The organism is Rhodobacter capsulatus SB 1003 (assembly GCF_000021865.1).
GTDB classification, from domain to species: Bacteria; Pseudomonadota; Alphaproteobacteria; order Rhodobacterales; family Rhodobacteraceae; genus Rhodobacter; species Rhodobacter capsulatus_B.
Genome location: NC_014034.1, coordinates 1,276,874 through 1,293,311, shown reverse-complemented (window position 1 = coordinate 1,293,311; position 16,438 = coordinate 1,276,874). Strand labels below are relative to the sequence as shown.

At 66.9% G+C, this 16,438-nt stretch carries 15 protein-coding genes; 3 read left to right on the top strand and 12 right to left on the bottom strand.

From position 1 onward, the window contains the following. Positions 1–8: 8 nt before the first annotated feature. The 4 genes from RCAP_RS06085 to RCAP_RS06070 all read right to left on the bottom strand — a co-directional run bounded on the left by RCAP_RS06085 (position 9) and on the right by RCAP_RS06070 (position 2,176). Complete coding sequence (locus RCAP_RS06085; RefSeq protein ID WP_013066954.1) at positions 9–311, bottom strand: urease subunit gamma; 303 nt, start codon at positions 309–311, stop codon at positions 9–11. Positions 312–320: 9 nt separating this feature from the next. Beyond that, the gene (locus RCAP_RS06080; protein ID WP_013066953.1) at positions 321–1,133 is read right to left on the bottom strand and encodes an urease accessory protein UreD; all 813 of its coding nucleotides are present in this window, start codon (positions 1,131–1,133) and stop codon (positions 321–323) included. A gap of 129 nt (positions 1,134–1,262) precedes the next feature. Further along, complete coding sequence (locus RCAP_RS06075) at positions 1,263–1,721, bottom strand: Lrp/AsnC family transcriptional regulator (RefSeq protein ID WP_013066952.1); 459 nt, start codon at positions 1,719–1,721, stop codon at positions 1,263–1,265. Further along, complete coding sequence (locus RCAP_RS06070) at positions 1,718–2,176, bottom strand: Lrp/AsnC family transcriptional regulator (RefSeq protein WP_013066951.1); 459 nt, start codon at positions 2,174–2,176, stop codon at positions 1,718–1,720. Before RCAP_RS06070 ends, RCAP_RS06075 begins: the two co-directional genes overlap by 4 nt. Before the next feature lie 124 nt (positions 2,177–2,300). Here RCAP_RS06070 and ilvC point away from each other — a divergent pair, with 124 nt between their 5' ends. Together ilvC and RCAP_RS06060 are read left to right on the top strand one after the other, a co-directional pair. Continuing rightward, positions 2,301–3,323 carry a ketol-acid reductoisomerase gene (gene ilvC / locus RCAP_RS06065; RefSeq protein ID WP_013066950.1) on the top strand — a complete coding sequence of 341 codons (1,023 nt, stop codon included), beginning with the start codon at positions 2,301–2,303 and terminating at the stop codon, positions 3,321–3,323. Positions 3,324–3,400: 77 nt separating this feature from the next. Next, positions 3,401–3,769 (top strand): hypothetical protein, encoded by a 369-nt coding sequence (locus RCAP_RS06060; RefSeq protein WP_013066949.1) that lies wholly within the window; start codon positions 3,401–3,403, stop codon positions 3,767–3,769. 3 nt (positions 3,770–3,772) lie between these two features. Here RCAP_RS06060 and glmM read toward each other — a convergent pair whose 3' ends face one another. The 8 genes from glmM to RCAP_RS06020 all read right to left on the bottom strand — a co-directional run bounded on the left by glmM (position 3,773) and on the right by RCAP_RS06020 (position 14,409). Then, positions 3,773–5,119, bottom strand: coding sequence for a phosphoglucosamine mutase (gene glmM / locus RCAP_RS06055; RefSeq protein WP_013066948.1), 1,347 nt, complete (start codon positions 5,117–5,119; stop codon positions 3,773–3,775). Next, positions 5,116–6,132: a dihydropteroate synthase gene (gene folP, locus RCAP_RS06050; RefSeq protein WP_013066947.1), complete on the bottom strand. Its 1,017-nt coding sequence runs from the start codon at positions 6,130–6,132 to the stop codon at positions 5,116–5,118. The genes glmM and folP overlap by 4 nt, the downstream gene beginning before the upstream one ends. 48 nt (positions 6,133–6,180) lie before the next feature. After that, a complete protein-coding gene (locus RCAP_RS06045) occupies positions 6,181–7,092 on the bottom strand; it encodes a dihydroneopterin aldolase (RefSeq protein ID WP_013066946.1) in 912 nt (303 codons plus the stop codon). An 84-nt stretch (positions 7,093–7,176) separates the two neighbouring features. Beyond that, on the bottom strand, positions 7,177–7,878 hold the full coding sequence (locus RCAP_RS06040; protein WP_013066945.1) for a cell wall hydrolase: 702 nt from the start codon (positions 7,876–7,878) through the stop codon (positions 7,177–7,179). Between the two features lie 244 nt (positions 7,879–8,122). Continuing rightward, the gene (locus RCAP_RS06035) at positions 8,123–10,660 is read right to left on the bottom strand and encodes a putative PEP-binding protein (protein ID WP_013066944.1); all 2,538 of its coding nucleotides are present in this window, start codon (positions 10,658–10,660) and stop codon (positions 8,123–8,125) included. A gap of 137 nt (positions 10,661–10,797) precedes the next feature. Beyond that, on the bottom strand, positions 10,798–13,062 hold the full coding sequence (gene glyS / locus RCAP_RS06030; protein ID WP_013066943.1) for a glycine--tRNA ligase subunit beta: 2,265 nt from the start codon (positions 13,060–13,062) through the stop codon (positions 10,798–10,800). A gap of 1 nt (position 13,063) precedes the next feature. Next, positions 13,064–13,474 (bottom strand): DUF6446 family protein, encoded by a 411-nt coding sequence (locus RCAP_RS06025; protein WP_013066942.1) that lies wholly within the window; start codon positions 13,472–13,474, stop codon positions 13,064–13,066. Beyond that, positions 13,471–14,409, bottom strand: a complete 939-nt coding sequence (locus tag RCAP_RS06020) for a glycine--tRNA ligase subunit alpha (protein ID WP_013066941.1) — start codon at positions 14,407–14,409, stop codon at positions 13,471–13,473. Before RCAP_RS06020 ends, RCAP_RS06025 begins: the two co-directional genes overlap by 4 nt. A gap of 164 nt (positions 14,410–14,573) precedes the next feature. On the opposite strand from RCAP_RS06020, the gene RCAP_RS06015 reads away from it, so the two are divergent. Next, positions 14,574–16,358 (top strand): trypsin-like peptidase domain-containing protein, encoded by a 1,785-nt coding sequence (locus RCAP_RS06015; protein ID WP_013066940.1) that lies wholly within the window; start codon positions 14,574–14,576, stop codon positions 16,356–16,358. Positions 16,359–16,438: the final 80 nt, after the last annotated feature.

Sequence of the window (16,438 nt, the reverse complement as noted above, 5' to 3'; positions counted from 1 at the left end):
GACTTACCTCAGCGGATCGGGTGATGGACGGTGACAAGCTTGGTGCCGTCGGGGAAGGTCGCCTCGACCTGGATCGAGTGGATCATTTCGGCGATCCCCTCCATGCACTGATCGCGGGTGATGACCTGGGCGCCCGCCTCCATCAGATCGGCGACGCTGCGCCCCTCGCGCGCGCCTTCGACGACGAAATCGGAAATGATCGCAATGGCTTCGGGGTGGTTCAGCTTCACCCCGCGCGCCAGCCGGTTGCGCGCCACCATGGCGGCGAGGCTGACGAGCAGCTTTTCCTTTTCACGCGGGCTCAGGTTCATCTTGTCCCCTCAGGTTTGCCAGACGCGCGGCGGGGGGGCCCCCCGTCGCAAAGCGCCCATCAGTTGCAGGATCTGTTGGCGCAGCGGCCAGCCATCCTCGGCCAGCAGACGCACCACGCATTTGCCATCAAAGCCGGAGGCCGCCGCCTGAACGCCGGGCACCGTCAGCGCGGCGCGGGCCGGGCCCACCGCATCTTCGGCGCCCTGCGCGCAAAGAGCCAGCGTCGCAAAGGCGCGCGCGGACCCCAGCAGCGCGCCTCGCGGCCCCTTCGCAAGGAGGTTCGAATTCTGCAAGAAGGGCTCAAGAAAGACGGGCTTTCCAGACCTGTTGATCCGACGCATGTCGGAAAAATGCAAATCATGCAGGGTCTCGCCCATCGCGGCCCGACCCAGGACCACCGCTTCCAGCAGCAGGCACCCGGCATCCTCGGCCAGATCCACCGTGGTCTCGCGGTGCAGCCGGGCGCGGTCGAACAGGATCGTTTCCTGCGGCAGCCAATCCAGCCAGCCGCCCTGCCCCACCCGATGCGCCACGCTTACCCGGGCAGCTTCCCCCTCGGCCCGATAGGCACGTTCGGCCGCCTGCGTCGTCGCCACGACCTTGGCGCCTGCGTCCAGATCAAGCCCATAGCGCAGCGTATCCCCCGCCGTCAGCCCGCCCGAGGTGTTCAGAAACACCACCTCCGGCACGCCGCGGACATGCGGCAGCAGCGCTTTGGCGGAGCCGCGCTGCACAAGACCCTTCAGACGCGCGCCCTCGAAGGCCACGGCCGCCTGGCCATGGCTGCGTTGAAGACGGGGCTTGGTCGCAGAGTCGAACATGACCGCAGCAAACGCCCGGCGCGGGCGCGCGTCCATGTCGGGACAGAGGCGCGGCGCCAGCAAGATCGCGGCCAGCCCGGTCCCGCACAAATCCGCGCCATCTTGCCCGCAAATTCAGCGCTTCGAAAATCAGCCCAGCGGCCCCGGACGGCGTTCCTCGGACAGCATCACATTGGCTTCGATCTGCCCGACCCCGGGCAGGGTCATGATGCGGCGGCGCAGCACGCGTTCGAAATCGGCAATGTCGCGCGCGCCGACCCGCAGCCGGTAATCGAAGCGGCCAAGAACATGCTGCACCACCTGCACCTCAGGGATCGCCTGCACGGCGCGCTCGAAATCCTCGAAGGAAATCCGCCCCTTGGTGGCCAGCTTGATGCCCAGAAACACGGTGACGCCAAAACCGAGCGCCTGGCGGTCCAGCACCAGCCGCCGCCCGGCGATCACCCCCCCCTCCTCGAGCCGCTTCACCCGCCGCCAGGCCGCAGGCTGCGACAGCCCGAAGCGGCGGCCAAGCTCGCCCGCGCCCAGCGTCGCATCCTCGGAAAGCGCCCGCAAAAACGCCCGGTCAATGTCATCGAGCGCGATCACAGCGGCAGCTCCGCCGTATCCTTCAGCGTCGAAATCAGCATCAAGGCATCGGTGTCGGCGATATGCGGCAGCGCCAGGATGCGTTGGCGGTAGATCTCCTGATAATGCGCCATGTCGCGGGCGATGACGTTCAGCCGCACATCGACCTGCCCCAGAAAAGTCTGAATTTCAATGACTTCCGGCACCTTGCGCGCGGCGTCGAGGAATTCGTCGAAAAACCCGGGCTGGGTCTTGTCCAGCGTGAAGCGGACCGAGACCTCGATCTCCCAGCCCAGTTTGCGCCAGTCGATCACCGCTTCCTCGGCGCGGATGATGCCCGCCTCGCGCATGCGTTCGATCCGTCGCCACAGGCTTGCCGCCGTCACCCCGGCCCGTTCCGCCAGATCTGCGCGCGCCACTCCGGGCTCGGCCTGCATCTGCCGCAAGATCCGCCGGTCGATATCGTCCACCTGCATGATTTTTTCCGTTTTTGATTTTATGACGCATGATCTTTATTCACATCATCCATATTCCCCGCAGTTTGAATGCGCAATCACCCCAAACCGCCTATGCTGCCCCCATCACAACTGGAGGAACGCCATGCGCGTGTTTTATGATCGCGACTGCGATGTGAACCTGATCAAGGACAAGAAAGTTGCCATTCTGGGCTACGGCTCGCAGGGCCACGCCCATGCGCTGAACCTGCGCGATTCGGGGGCGAAAAACGTCGTCGTCGCGCTGCGCGAGGGCTCGCCCTCGGCGAAGAAAGCCGAAGGCGAGGGCCTCAAGGTGATGGGGATCGCCGAAGCCGCCGCCTGGTGCGACGTGATCATGTTCACCATGCCCGACGAGCTGCAGGCCGAGACCTACAAGAAATACGTGCATGACAACCTGCGCGAAGGCGCGGCGATCGCCTTTGCCCACGGTCTGAACGTGCATTTCGGCCTGATCGAGCCGAAGCCGGGCATCGACGTGATCATGATGGCGCCGAAAGGCCCGGGCCACACCGTGCGCGGCGAATACACCAAGGGCGGCGGCGTGCCCTGCCTGTTTGCCGTCCACAATGACGCGACCGGCAAGGCGCAGGACATCGCGCTGTCCTACTGCTCGGCCATCGGCGGCGGCCGTTCGGGCATCATCGAGACGAACTTCCGTCAGGAATGCGAAACCGACCTGTTCGGCGAACAAGCCGTGCTCTGCGGCGGTCTGGTCGAGCTGATCCGCATGGGCTTTGAAACCCTGGTCGAAGCCGGTTACGAGCCGGAAATGGCCTATTTCGAATGCCTGCACGAAGTGAAGCTGATCGTGGACCTGATCTACGAAGGCGGCATCGCGAACATGAACTATTCGATCTCGAACACCGCCGAATATGGCGAATATGTTTCGGGCCCCCGCATCCTGCCCTATGACGAGACGAAAGCCCGGATGAAAGCCGTGCTGACCGACATCCAGACCGGCAAATTCGTGCGGGATTTCATGCAGGAAAACGCCGTCGGCCAGCCCTTCTTCAAGGCCACCCGTCGCATCAACGACGAGCATCAGATCGAGCAGGTCGGCGCGAAGCTGCGCGCGATGATGCCCTGGATCGCCAAGGGCAAGATGGTCGATCGCTCGCGCAACTGAGCCTTGCGCAAGGGAACACGGGGGGCGCCTTGCGGGGCGCCCCTTTTTCGTTCAGGCTTGGGCCAAAGGAGAGCCCGATGAGCGAATTGAACGAAAAGCAGCTTGCGGCGCTGGCGGTCGAGCGCGCCAAGATCTTCACCCCCGGCTGGTTTGCCGATCTTTTCGGTGCAAGGCTTGAATTTGGCGACACATTCTGGCTTGGGCTTTTCGGCGTGATGCTGTTTGTCGTGCCCGCCGTGGTGCTGCTGGGCGGGCTGATCTACGCGCAGGCGCCCGGGGGCCTGCGGCCGCTCTTTCGCCTTGTCGCCGGGCTTTACGGGCTTTGGACGCTGGGCGTGCTGCAGGCGCTGTTGCGGATCGGCGTTCGCGGCGGCTATCCGGTCGCGGGGCTGGTGCTGACGGCCGCGATCGCGCTTTGCGGGCTCGGCACGGCCGTCATGCTGTGATCCTCAGGCGGTGGCCTGTTCCACCGCCGCCACGATCCCCTCGACCGTTTCCGTCAGAAGCCCGGCATCCTCGCATTCGGCCATCACCCGAATGAGCGGCTCGGTCCCGGATTTGCGGATCAGGATCCGGCCCTGACCGGCGATCTTGCCCTCGGCCTCGGCGATCACTTTTCGAACATTTTCGTTGTCAAGCGGCGCCTGACCGGCCTTGAACTTTACGTTTTTCAACATCTGCGGCACGGTCTCGAATTGCCGCGTCAGCTCCGAGGCGGGCTTTCCGGTCTCGGCCATCGCCGCCAGAAACTGCAGCCCGGCCATCAGACCGTCGCCCGTCGTCGCATAATCGGTCATCACGATATGGCCCGATTGCTCGCCGCCCAGGTTGAAACCGCCCGCGCGCATCCGCTCGACCACATAGCGATCGCCGACGGCCGTGCGCTCCAGCGCCAGCCCCCGCCCGGTCAGGAAGCGCTCCAGCCCCAGGTTCGACATCACCGTGGCCACCAGCGCGCCGCCGCGCAAAAGCCCCGCCTCGGCCCAACGCGCCGCAAAGAGCGCCATGATCTGATCGCCATCGGCCACCAGCCCGTTCTCGTCCAGGATCATCACCCGGTCGGCATCGCCATCAAGCGAGATCCCCAGATCCGCCCCATGCGCCACCACCGCCTCGGCCGCGGCCCGGGTGTGGGTCGAGCCGCATTTGTCGTTGATGTTCAGACCGTTGGGCTTGGTGCCGATCTCGATCACCTCGCAGCCCAGCTCCCACAGCACCTGCGGCGCAGCCTTGTAGGCGGCGCCATGGGCGCAATCGATCACCACTTTCAGCCCGGCCAGCCGGTCGCGCGCCGGAAAGGTGGTCTTGGCATATTCGACATAGCGCCCCAGCCCGTCGTCGATCCGCTTCGCCCGGCCAATGTTCATCGGCTGCGCCAGGCGGATCTCGCCCGCCACCAGCGCCTCGATCTCCAGCTCGGCCTCGTCCGACAGCTTGAAGCCATCGGGGCCGAAGAACTTGATTCCGTTGTCCTTTGCCGGGTTGTGGCTGGCCGAGATCATGATCCCCAGATCCGCCCGCATCGAGCGCGTCAGATAGCCCACCGCGGGCGTCGGCACCGGGCCGAGGAGCAGCACGTTCATCCCGGTCGAGGTCAGCCCCGCCGTCAGCGCGTTTTCCAGCATGTAGCCCGAAAGCCGGGTGTCCTTGCCGATCACCACCCGATGCCCGTTGCGGCCGTCGCGGCGGAAATACCGCCCCGCTGCCGCGCCCAGTTTCAGCGCCATCTCGGCCGTCATCGGCCAGCTGTTGGCCTCGCCCCGCACCCCGTCAGTGCCGAAAAGTTTCCGCGTCATGGCGTATAACCCCTTGTGATGGCATCGAAAAGTCGAATTCCCTGAGAAACTTCCGCAACATCGTGCACCCGGTGCATCTGCACCCCCTGCATCAGCCCCGCCAGCGTCACAGAGAGCGTGCCGGGCGCGCGGGCATCGGCCTGATCGACCCCCGCGATGGTGCCGATGAAGCGCTTGCGCGAGACGCCCAGCAGGATCGGGCAGCCCAGACCGTGAAAGAGCGAGAGCCCGCGCAAGAGCGCCAGATTATGCGCGACGGTCTTGCCAAAGCCGATGCCGGGGTCCAGCAGCACCCGGGCGCGGTCGATCCCCGCCGCCTCGGCGGCCAGCAAGCGCGCCTCCAGATGGTCGTAGACGTCCAGCAGCACATCGTCATAGCGCGGCTCGGCCTGCATCGTCGCGGGCGTGCCCTGCGCATGCATCAGGCACAGGGCCGCCCCCGATCCCGCCACCGTCGCGGCCATCGCCGGATCGAAAAGCATCGCGGAAACATCGTTCACCAGCCCCGCCCCCGCCGCCACGGCTGCCGCGGCCACCGGGGCCTTGCGGGTGTCGATGGAAACGGGCAGCGCGAAGCCCTGCGCGCGCAGCGCCGCAATCACCGGGGCGGTGCGGGAAATCTCTTCCGCGACAGGCACTTCCGCCGCGCCGGGGCGGGTCGACTCGCCGCCGATGTCCAGAATGTCGGCCCCCGCGGCCGCCAGGGCCTGCGCCTGGGCCAGCGCCGCCTCGGGCGCGTCGAACCGGCCGCCATCGGAAAAGCTGTCGGGAGTCACGTTCAGGATCCCCATGACCGAGGGGCGGTCAAAGCCCACCCCGGCCAGGGCCGGGCGCGGCGCGGTCAGCCGCTCCAGCAGCTCGGACGGGATGTCCGAGGCCGGCACAAGCCCTTGCGAGCCCGCGCGCGTCAGCGCCTCGGCATGGGTGAACCAGCACCAGCCGCCTGCCAGCGGCAGCGACCCCGCAGGACGCAGGGCATCGGTCTGGGCAATCGGGCGATAAAAGATCTTCATGCGTCTCTCTTCGCCAAAGAGCCGCCGCTTGGCAAGGTGAAGCGATGCTTAACGGTCGATCGCAACAACCGGCACGCGACTTCCCGCCGGGGCTGAAACATCCCCGTGAAGCTCGAGCCGGGTCGCCGCCATCTGTTCGGCCAGCCACAGGATCAGCGTGCCGGTGTCGCGCACGGCGCCCTTGGGGCCATCGACGGCATCCAGAACGATCTTCGAGGGCGCCCAGACCAGCATCTGGCCGCGCCGCATCGCCCAGTCGATCTCGGTTCGGGTCGCCACCACCACGCAGCGCGGATCGCGCGCCGCCAGCACCCAGGCGTTCTGCTCGATCGCGAGCAGATCGATGCGCCGCTGCGTCGGCCGGTGCCCGGTCTCGGGCGGGGGCACGGCGGGCATGCCCACCGCCAGAATCACCGGCGCCCCCGAGGCCGCCAGCCGGTCAAGCCGCGCCGCCAGATCCGGCGCCGCGATGACGTCATTCGAGAGGAAGGCCACGACCGGATGCAGCGTCGCCTCGTCATCAAGCGCCTTCACCGGCACCGAGGCCCGCGCGCGCACGATTTCCACCCCAAGCGCCCCGGGGCCGCGGTCCAGCTTCTCGATCCGCACGAAAACCCGCATCGCGCGGGGCTGCGCCAGGATCCGCTCTGCCACCCGTTCCGCCAGCGTTTCCAGCAGGTTGAGCCGTTCCGCCGCCAATTCCGCGGCAATCGCCTCGGTGATGCGGTCATAAGACAGGATGCGGTCCACATCGTCTTCAAGCGGGCCGGTTTCCGGCGTCACCTCGACCACGACATTGAAATTCAGCCGCTGGCCATGGCCGCGTTCCTGCTGAAAGGCGCCGATATCGGCCAGCACGACATGGTCGCGCAGGCTGATCCGGTCGCGCGGATCGGCGGGCGCCGAGGCCAGCGCGCGCTCTTCGGGATGGGCGAAGGCAAGAGACGTGTCGGAGTGCATGAAGGCCACCTTTCGCCCCCAGATATAGAAACGGGGCAAACCGAAGCCCACCCCGAAACGTCATGCGCGCATGCGGTTGCGACCTCAGCGGACCGCCGCGGTCTGCAGCGGGCGGCGGTAGAACGTATGCGCCCCGATTTTCGCGGTGCGCTGATAGCTGCGCGTCCAGGTCGGACGCACGCCGACGGTGTGGAAGAAGGTGGCGCCATCGGTCAGCCGCCGCGGCGCGCCATCGATCATCGCCCGGGCGATTTTCGCCGCCTGATCCCAGGCCTCGCGGTCGGCCGCCTGATCCGGGCGCCCGTCACAGGTCCAGCTGAAGGCGCAGCCGCCGCGCCCGCCCTGCCCGACCACACCGCAGATCGTCTTCGGAAACCGCGGATCGTCCAGCCGGTTCAGCACCACCTCGGCCACCGCCACCTGACCCTGCAGGGTCTCGCCGCGGGCCTCGTGATAGATCGTCTGGGCCAGACATTCGAATTGCGCATCGCCGCGCGCGCGGGGCTGCAGCGCCAGCCAGCTTGCGTTGATCGCCGCGGGGGCCACGACGGCCTTTTCCCGTTGCCAAGGCCAGCTGCGCGGCACCGGCGCGGCAGTGATCGCCGCCACCCGGTCGGCCGGCACCGATTGCAGACCGACCCGCTCCTGAAACAGCAGCTGCATCAGCCCCTGCTCGGCAACCGCCGTGGGATCGTTCGACTGGCTTACCGTCGTTTCGGCACGCGAGCCTCCGGCGAGGGCCAGGAGGATGAGCATCCCCCCCGTCCAGCTTTTCAGCACTGACATGATCTTCTTTCGATAAGGACAATCGCCCCGGCCCGGGGCCGCGACGGCACGGGCATAGCCCAGCCGGGCAGGATTTGTCCACCACACGAAAGCACGCGGACCAGTTCCACCGCGAAAGCGGCGGAAATCCGCGCAAGAGAGGGGCACGACTCACCCCTCGGGTTACTGAATGCGACTAAAGGTAACGCAGGAAAAACGCCAGAGCTTTTGTTCTGTTAACCCTAAATTCACGCAACATTTTGCGTCAGAATCGATTCCGCGGCGCCAGAAGCGCGAAATGTGCGCCTGCCAGCCGGGCAACCGGCACCCTGAAAGGTGAACAGGACACGTAATCGAATCCGGCGGCCCGGCAGAAGGCGATTGATTCGGGGTTGCCGCCATGTTCGCCGCAGACCGAGATCGTCACGTCATGCCGCGCCGCCCTGCCCCGCGAGGCCCCCATGAGCAGAAGTTCCCCCACCCCTTCGACATCGAGGATGTGGAAGGGGTCCTCGGCATAGACATGCTGGTTGACATAGGTCGACATGAACCGGCCCGCATCGTCGCGCGACAGCCCATAGGTCATCTGCGTCAGGTCGTTGGTGCCGAAGGACAGGAAATGCGTATGTTGCGCGATCTCGCCCGCCCGCAGCGCGGCCCGCGGGGTTTCCACCATCACCCCCAGACGATAGGCGAAATCGGCCTTCATCTCGGTGCGCACGGCGCTGGCGACGGCATCGATGCGGGTCTTGACGATCTCGACCTCGCGCGCGGCGGACACAAGCGGGATCATCACCTCGGGCACCACCGGAGCACCGCGGCGGCTGGCCTCGACCGTGGCTTCAAAGATCGCGCGGGCCTGCATGTCGTAGATTTCCGGCACGGTGACGCCCAGACGCACGCCGCGCATCCCCAGCATCGGGTTGAATTCCGACAAAGCCTCGACGCGCCGCGTGACCTCGGAGAGCGGCCGGTCCAGCGCCTCGGCCAGCTCGCGCATCCCCTCGCGGTCATGCGGCAGGAATTCGTGCAGCGGCGGATCGAACAGCCGGATGCAGACGGGCAGCCCCGCCATGATGTCGAAAAGCGCAATGAAATCCGCGCGTTGCATCGGCAGCAGACGATCGAGCGCCACCCGCCGGTCATTCGGCGTATCGGCAAAGATCATCTCGCGCATCACCGTCAGCCGGTCTTCGTCAAAGAACATGTGCTCGGTCCGGCATAGCCCGATGCCGTCGGCGTCAAACATCCGCGCCGTGCGGGCATCGTCGGGCGTGTCGGCATTGGCGCGAATGCCGATGTCGCAGACCGTCTCGGCCCAGCGCAAGAGCGTGCGGAACCCGTCATCCAGCGCCGGTTCCAGCATTTCCGCCGTGCCCGCCAGCACCTCGCCATTGCTGCCATCGACGGTGATCAGCTCGCCCTCAAGGAAGGTCCGGCCATCGGGGCCGCGCAAACTGCGGTCGCGGGAATTGATATGGACCTCGGTGCAGCCGACGATGCAGGGCAGCCCGAGACCGCGGGCGATCACCGCGGCGTGGCTGGTCATGCCGCCGCGTTCGGTCAGCACGGCCACGGCCGCATGCATGCCGCGGATATCCTCGGGCCCGGTTTCGCGGCGCACAAGGATACAGGGCTCGCCGCGGGCGGCGCTGGCCTGGGCGGCGGCGGCGGTGAAGACGATCCGGCCCACGGCGGCGCCGGGGCTGGCCGCGATGCCACGGGCAAAACGGTCGCGCGGCGCCCGCGGATCGACCTGATAATGCAGCAGTTCCGTCAGCGCCCGGGGTTCGACCCGCAAGAGCGCATCTTCGCGGGTGATGATCCCGTCCTCGGCCAAAGCCACCGCGATCTTCACCGTCGCCCGGGCCGAGCGCGCCACCCGCACCGTGTCGATCACCGAAATCCGCCCGCCTTCAATGGCGAATTCCAGCTGCATTTCCTCGCGCAGCCGCGCCCGGCAGGCAGAGCCATAGCCGCAGAGCACCGCGAAAATCTCGGGCGCGAGTTCCTCGAGCGAGAGCCCGCGCGGATCGCGGGTCAGAAACAGCGTGTCATCGGAAATCGCGCGCCCCTGTGACTGGCCGCGAAACCGCCCCATGATCCGCGGCGCCCCGGTGACGCTGTCGACAAACTGCATCGTGCCGGAGCCGGAAATCCCCGGCCCGATCCCCAAGGCCATGCGCTGCACCAGAAGGCCCAGCACCGCATCGGGCGGCGCCCCCTTGGCCTGGCGCAAGAGCCGCGCCGTCGTGCCTTCCCAGGCCCGCGCCATCGAGCGCAGCACCTCGGCCAGCTGCCGGGCGGGGTCCTGCGGAAAGGGCTCGTCGGTTTCGGCGTGATAGGCCGAAAGCGCGGCGGCCAGCGCGCCTTCGCCCGGCCCGGCGTGGAACATGTCGGGGTCAAGCCGCGCGACATGGGTGGCGTAGCTTTGCACGAAGCGCAGATAAAGCGCATCGGCGGCCTCGCGCCCGTGGCTGTCGGAAAGCCGCGCATGCATCGCGTCATTCATGCCGACATTCAGCACCGTGCCCGGCCCGCCCCATTCGGGATTTTCCGGGGAGGATCGGACGGAGACCAGGAAATCACTGCCGAAGACGGCGGCGATGCGGCCGGTGTCGGGCATCTGCCCGGCGGCGATGGCGCGCACGGTTTCGACCGGCAGGGCGACGGTGGTGGGCACCGGCAGGTCAAGCCGGATCAGCCGTTGCAGACATTTCGCCCGCCAGCCGTGCCGGGTGGCCTGCACCGGCGCGGCGGGAGAGAGTTTCACGAACTCGGAGAAGTCGGCGATTTTCTGCATTGCGGCAATTCCCTGACGTCAGCAGGATAGGCCGAATTGTGACAGGCGCAAGCGTGACCTTGGGGCGCGTCTGTCAGACCTTCGTGCCTGTCGCCGCCGGAGGAGCCTCCGGCGGAGGTATTTTGGGCAAGATGAAATCAGCCGTCGAGTTTCGTCAGATCGGCGACGCTTTGGCAGATCTGCCGGATGCGCGAGAGCAGGTTGAGCCGGTTGCGCCGCACGATCGGGTTTTCGGCGTTGATCTGCACCGCGGTGAAGAAGGCGTCGATGGGGGCGCGCAGCTTCGCCATTTCGGCCATGGCCGTGGCGAAATCCTCGGACTGCATCGCCGGGGCGAGCGCCGCTTCGGCGGCATCGAGCGCGGCGAAAAGGGCGCGTTCCGCGTCCACTTCGGCGAATTTCACATCGGCGCCGAAGCTGTATTCGACCCCATCCTTGGCCTCGGCCTGGGTCAGGATGTTGTTGGCGCGCTTGAAGCCCTGAATGAGGTTGGTCCCGTCCTCGGTCTTGAGGAAGGCGCTGAGCGCCTCGGCCCGTTTCACCACCAGCGTCAGGTCGTCATTGCCGGGCATGGCCAGAACGGCGTCGATGACATCGTGGCGGATGCCCTCGTCCTTCAGGAAGACCTTGAGACGGTCATGGAAGAAGGAGAGGAGGTCGGACGAGGATTGACGAGCTTGCCCATGATGCTTGCTGGGAGTGGGCTTAACACCCCCAAAGAACGACGAGGCTAGCTCGGCCAGCTTCGCTTCGTGTCCTTCTGCGTAAGAAGCCAAATCTTCATTTATAAGGGCCTCATACAGCGCCGATTTGGTCTCTTCTTGCTCCAGCTCGGTTTCTCGCACCCAATCTCCAAGCGTTGCGATGTTCGCTCGTTGAGTGAAAATCTTGCTGATTACACGCTCCAACCCCATCCGCAGCCCATTCCCCAGCACCAGCCGGATCACGCCCAGCGCGGCGCGGCGGAGCGCGAAGGGGTCTTTCGAGCCCGTGGGTTTCTCGTCGATCGCCCAGAAGCCGGTCAGCGTGTCGATCTTGTCCGCCAGCGCCACCGCCACTGTCACCGGCTCCGACGGCACGGCGTCCGACGGACCGAGCGGCGAGTAATGGCCCTTGCAGGCCGTGGCGATCTCCTCGGGCAGGCCCTGCGCGCGGGCGTAATAGCTGCCCATCAGCCCCTGCAGTTCCGGGAATTCCCCGACCATGGCCGAGCGCAGATCGGATTTCACCACCAGCGCGGCTTTTTCGGCCTGATCCGGGTCGGCCTTCACAAGCGGCGCAATCTCGCGCGCCAGGGCAGCGATGCGGTCGATCCGGGCCTTTTGCGAGCCGAGCTTGTTGTGGAAGGTCACGTTCGCCAGCCCGGCGCCCATGCCCTCCAGCCCCTCGGTCTTCACCACCCGCAGGTCGTGTTCCCAGAAGAAGCGCGCGTCCGACAGCCGCGCCGACAGCACCTTCAGGTTGCCCTTGAGGATCGTCGCGCCATGATCCGCGGTTTCGCGGTTGGCGACGGTCACAAAGCCCTCGATCCGGCCGGTTTTAGGGCTTCGAACCGAGAAGAACTTCTGATGTTCGCGCATCGAGGTTTGCAGCACCTCGGGCGGCAGATGCAGGAAGTCCTCGGCAATCGCGCCCATCAGCGCGACGGGGAATTCGACAAGCCCCGCGACCTCGGTCAAAAGACCCCTGTCCTCGACCAGTTCCAGCCCCTGCGCGAAAGCCAGCTGCGTCGCGTCGTGCCAGATCATCGCCTCGCGCTCGGCGCTGTCCAGCACCACCTTGGCCGCTTTCAGCTTCGCGGCGTAATCGGCAAAGCCGGTGACCGTGAACCGGTCCGGCGCCATGAAGCGATGCCCGGCCGTGGTGGCGCCCGCCTTGATGCAGTCGATGTCCAGATCGACGACCGAAGCCCCGGTGTCGTCGGACAGAAGGCACAGGATCGAATGCAGCGGGCGCACCCATTTCAGCGTGCCATTGCCCCAGCGCATCGACTTCGGCCAGGGGAAGCTGCGGATCGTCTTTTCCAGCACCTCGGCGACGATTTCCGGCGCGGCTCGGCCGGGCTTTTCGATCACCGCGAACCAGACCTGGCCCTTCTTGTCGTCGCGCTTTTCCAGCTGATCGAGCGTCAGGCCCGTGGAGCGCAAAAAGCCCTGCAGCGCAGCCTCGGGCGCGGTCGTCGCCGGGCCCTTGCGTTCTTCGCGGAGCGTCGGGCTTTCGGTCGACAGCCCGTCAAGCACCAGCACCAGACGGCGCGGGGTCGAAAACGCCTGCGCATGGCCATAGGTCAGACCGGCCTCGACCAGACCGTCGGTGACCATCTTGCGCAGGGTGTCGCGGGCCATCGCCTGCATGCGCGCCGGGATTTCTTCCGAGAAAAGTTCGATCAGCAGTTCGGGCATGTCAGTTTTTCCCCGCAAGGTCATTCGGTTGCTGCCAGACATAGGCCCGGCCATCGGGATAGACGGCGACGACGCGATCGACGCCGGGGGTGATGTTGCGCGCGCCGAGGAAGGCCACCGCCGTGCCCGCGGCCAGATCGGCGCCGATCCGCGCGGCGTCGAAACAGGCGGGCGCCTGCGGCACGGGCCGCGGCTCGGCGGCGTCATAAAGCGCGAAGGTCTCGGTCAGAAGCGCCAGCGACAAGGGCGTGCGAAAGCAGCCCGCCGCCCCCGGCCCGGCCTGCCAGTCCTCAGTCAGGATCGGCTCGGGACGGCCGGTTTCGACCGCGGTCAGCGCCACCTCGGCGGGCGCCGGGGCGACCGCGCCCGAGACCAGCGCCAGCGTGGCCGCGACAGGCAGAAGCGGTGTCACGCCTGCGCCTCCGGCCGCCAGCCGCCCGCGGTGGTGGTGACGAAGGCATCGGCGCATTTCTTGGCGAGCGCCCGGACACGGCCGATATAGGCCTGCCGTTCGGTCACCGAAATCACCCCCCGCGCATCGAGCAGGTTGAAGAGGTGGCTGGCCTTGATGCACTGGTCATAGGCCGGATGCGCCATCACGATGCGCTTGCCGGAATTCGGATCCTCGGCCGGGAAGGACAAAAGCCGTTCGCATTCCGCCTCGGCATCGAGGAAATGCTGCAAGAGCACCTCGGTATTCGCGCCGTCGAAATTGTGGCGGGAATATTCTTCCTCGGTCTGGCGGAAGATATCGCCGTATTTCAGCGGGATCGGCGAAGACGGATCGTTGAAGGGCATGTCCATGACGTGATCGATGCCCAGCACATACATGGCCAGACGTTCGAGACCATAAGTCAGCTCGCCCGAGACCGGCTTGCAATCATGCCCGCCGACCTGCTGGAAATAGGTGAATTGCGACACTTCCATGCCGTCGCACCAGACCTCCCAGCCCAGCCCCCAGGCGCCGAGCGTCGGGCTTTCCCAGTCATCCTCGACGAAACGGATGTCATGCAGGCCCAGATCGATGCCGATGGCTTCCAGCGAGCCGAGGTAAAGCGCCTGCAGATCCGGCGGGCTCGGTTTGATCAGCACCTGATATTGATAATAATGCTGCAGCCGGTTCGGGTTCTCGCCATAGCGGCCATCAGTCGGCCGGCGCGAGGGCTGCACATAGGCCGCGGCCCAAGGCTGGTGGCCGAGGCTGCGCAGGGTGGTGGCGGGGTGGAAGGTGCCCGCGCCGACCTCCATGTCATAGGGCTGCAGGACCGCGCAGCCCTTGGAGGACCAATAGGTCATCAGCCGCAGGATGATCTCCTGAAACGAGCGGGGCGCAGCAGGTTTTTCCATGTCACCGACCTTGAGAGCGAAACGCCCCCTCTCTAGGCAAGGGGCGCAACAGGGTCAACCGGATGCCGCCTTGCGGGGCGGAAAATGCCGCGATTGGGGGGTGACGCGGGCGCGCATCCTGTTAGTTTGCGCGAAATGCGGGGCGAAAAAGTGCAGGGGGCAGCATGGGGGCGGGGAAACGGTCGGCGCGGCGCGCGGGCATGCGGGGGATGACGCTGACGCTCTGGGCCTCTCTGGCGGCCAGTGTCGCGGCCAGTGTGGCGCCCGGTCTGGCGGCGGCAGAGACCGCCTGGGTGCAGATCGAGGCGCTGCCGACGCTTGATCAGGCGCAGATGCGGCTGCGCGATCTGTCGGCCAGCTTCCCCGATGCGGCGGGCTTCACCCTGCCGGGCGGCTGGTATGGCCTGGCGCTTGGCCCCTATGACACGCCCGAAATCGCCGCCGAGGCGCTGCGGCAGCTGCGCAACGCGGGCGCGATCCCGGCCGACAGCTATGTCGCCGACGCCACCCGCTACCGGGCGCAGTTCTGGCCGCCGGAAGCGGCCGAAACCCCGGCCGCGCCCTCCCCCGCCCCGGCGCCCGGGCCGACCGCGGAACCGGCGCCCGAACTGGCGCCCCCGCCGGTCGAGACCCTGGACGATGCGCGCCGCGCCGAGGAGGCGATGGGCCGCGAGGGGCGGATGAAGATTCAGGAAGCCCTGGAATGGGTGGGCGTTTACACCGGCGGCGTCGATGGCGCTTTCGGGCGCGGCACCCGGGCCTCGATCGCCGCCTGGCAGGACAGCCACGGCTTCGAGCCGACGGGCGTGCTGAAATCGGCCGAGCTGACAGAGCTTCTGGGCACGGTGATGACCGAGAAATCGGCTCTGGGCATCACCTCCGTCGAGGAAACGAAAGCCGGGATCGCCATCGACCTGCCGCTGGGGCTGGTCGAATTCGACCATTACGACCCGCCCTTCGTGCATTACCGCGCCAGGGGCAATTCCGGCGTGCGGGTGCTTTTGATTTCCGAACCGGGCGATCAGAACACGCTTTACGGGCTTTACGACGCGATGGCGACGCTGGAGATCGTGCCCCCGAACGGCCCGCGCGAACGCGGCAAGACCGGCTTTTCGCTGGTGGGCGAGGATGCGCAGATCCATTCCGTGACCGAGGTGACGCTCTCGAAGGGGCTGATCAAGGGCTTCACGCTGGTCTATCCCGCCGCCGACGCGCCGCGGATGGCGCGGGTGCTGGCGGCGATGAAGACAAGCTTCAAGCCGCTGGGCGACACCGCGCTCGATCCGACTTTGGGTCAGCCGATGGCGGTGGGGCGCGCCGATCTGATCGCGGGGCTGGACGTGCGGCACCCGGAATTTGCCCGTTCAGGGCTTTTCATCGACGCCAAGGGCGCGGTGCTGACCGCGGCCGAGGGGCTGTCGGCCTGCGGCAAGCTCACGATCGAGGGCGCCCCGGCAAAGATCGCCTTTGCCGATCCGGGTCTTGGCATCGCGGTTCTGCAACCGCTCGCCCCCCTGGCCCCGCCCGCCGTGGCCCGGTTCGAGACCGTCACCGCCGGGCGCGGCGCGGCGCTGGCCGTCGCGGGCTTTTCTTACCCCGAGGCGCTCTCGGCCCCGGTCGTCAGCTTTGGCACCCTGTCCGATCTGACCGGGCTTGCGGGCGAGCCCGAACGGGCGCGGCTGGCCGTGAAGACGCTGCCGGGCGATGTCGGCGGGCCGGTTCTGGATGGCGCGGGGGCGGTTTTCGGCATGGTGCTGCCGCAGGGCGGCGAGACGGCCAGGCTTTTGCCGCCCGAGATGACGGTGGCGGTGCAGACCTCGGCGCTGGTGCCGGTGCTGGCGGCGCAGGGCTTCGCGCCGCGCGCCGCCGAGCCGGGCGGCACGCTGGCGGCCGAAGACATCTCGGCGCTGGCGCAGGGGGTCACCGCGCAGATCGCCTGCTGGAAATAGCGCCGCGCCCAAAGCGTCCAACGGCGGATCGGAAACGACAGGGCTTTGCAAACATCGCGAAATTGGCCAGTTAATTTGCC

Coding starts and splice junctions, on each gene's coding strand:
- RCAP_RS06085 (WP_013066954.1), bottom strand. CDS start 311: ATGAACCTGAGCCCGCGTGAAAAGGAAAAGCTGCTCGTCAGCCTCGCC.
- RCAP_RS06080 (WP_013066953.1), bottom strand. CDS start 1,133: ATGTTCGACTCTGCGACCAAGCCCCGTCTTCAACGCAGCCATGGCCAG.
- RCAP_RS06070 (WP_013066951.1), bottom strand. CDS start 2,176: ATGCAGGTGGACGATATCGACCGGCGGATCTTGCGGCAGATGCAGGCC.
- ilvC (WP_013066950.1), top strand. CDS start 2,301: ATGCGCGTGTTTTATGATCGCGACTGCGATGTGAACCTGATCAAGGAC.
- RCAP_RS06060 (WP_013066949.1), top strand. CDS start 3,401: ATGAGCGAATTGAACGAAAAGCAGCTTGCGGCGCTGGCGGTCGAGCGC.
- glmM (WP_013066948.1), bottom strand. CDS start 5,119: ATGACGCGGAAACTTTTCGGCACTGACGGGGTGCGGGGCGAGGCCAAC.
- folP (WP_013066947.1), bottom strand. CDS start 6,132: ATGAAGATCTTTTATCGCCCGATTGCCCAGACCGATGCCCTGCGTCCT.
- RCAP_RS06045 (WP_013066946.1), bottom strand. CDS start 7,092: ATGCACTCCGACACGTCTCTTGCCTTCGCCCATCCCGAAGAGCGCGCG.
- RCAP_RS06040 (WP_013066945.1), bottom strand. CDS start 7,878: ATGTCAGTGCTGAAAAGCTGGACGGGGGGGATGCTCATCCTCCTGGCC.
- RCAP_RS06035 (WP_013066944.1), bottom strand. CDS start 10,660: ATGCAGAAAATCGCCGACTTCTCCGAGTTCGTGAAACTCTCTCCCGCC.
- glyS (WP_013066943.1), bottom strand. CDS start 13,062: ATGCCCGAACTGCTGATCGAACTTTTCTCGGAAGAAATCCCGGCGCGC.
- RCAP_RS06020 (WP_013066941.1), bottom strand. CDS start 14,409: ATGGAAAAACCTGCTGCGCCCCGCTCGTTTCAGGAGATCATCCTGCGG.
- RCAP_RS06015 (WP_013066940.1), top strand. CDS start 14,574: ATGGGGGCGGGGAAACGGTCGGCGCGGCGCGCGGGCATGCGGGGGATG.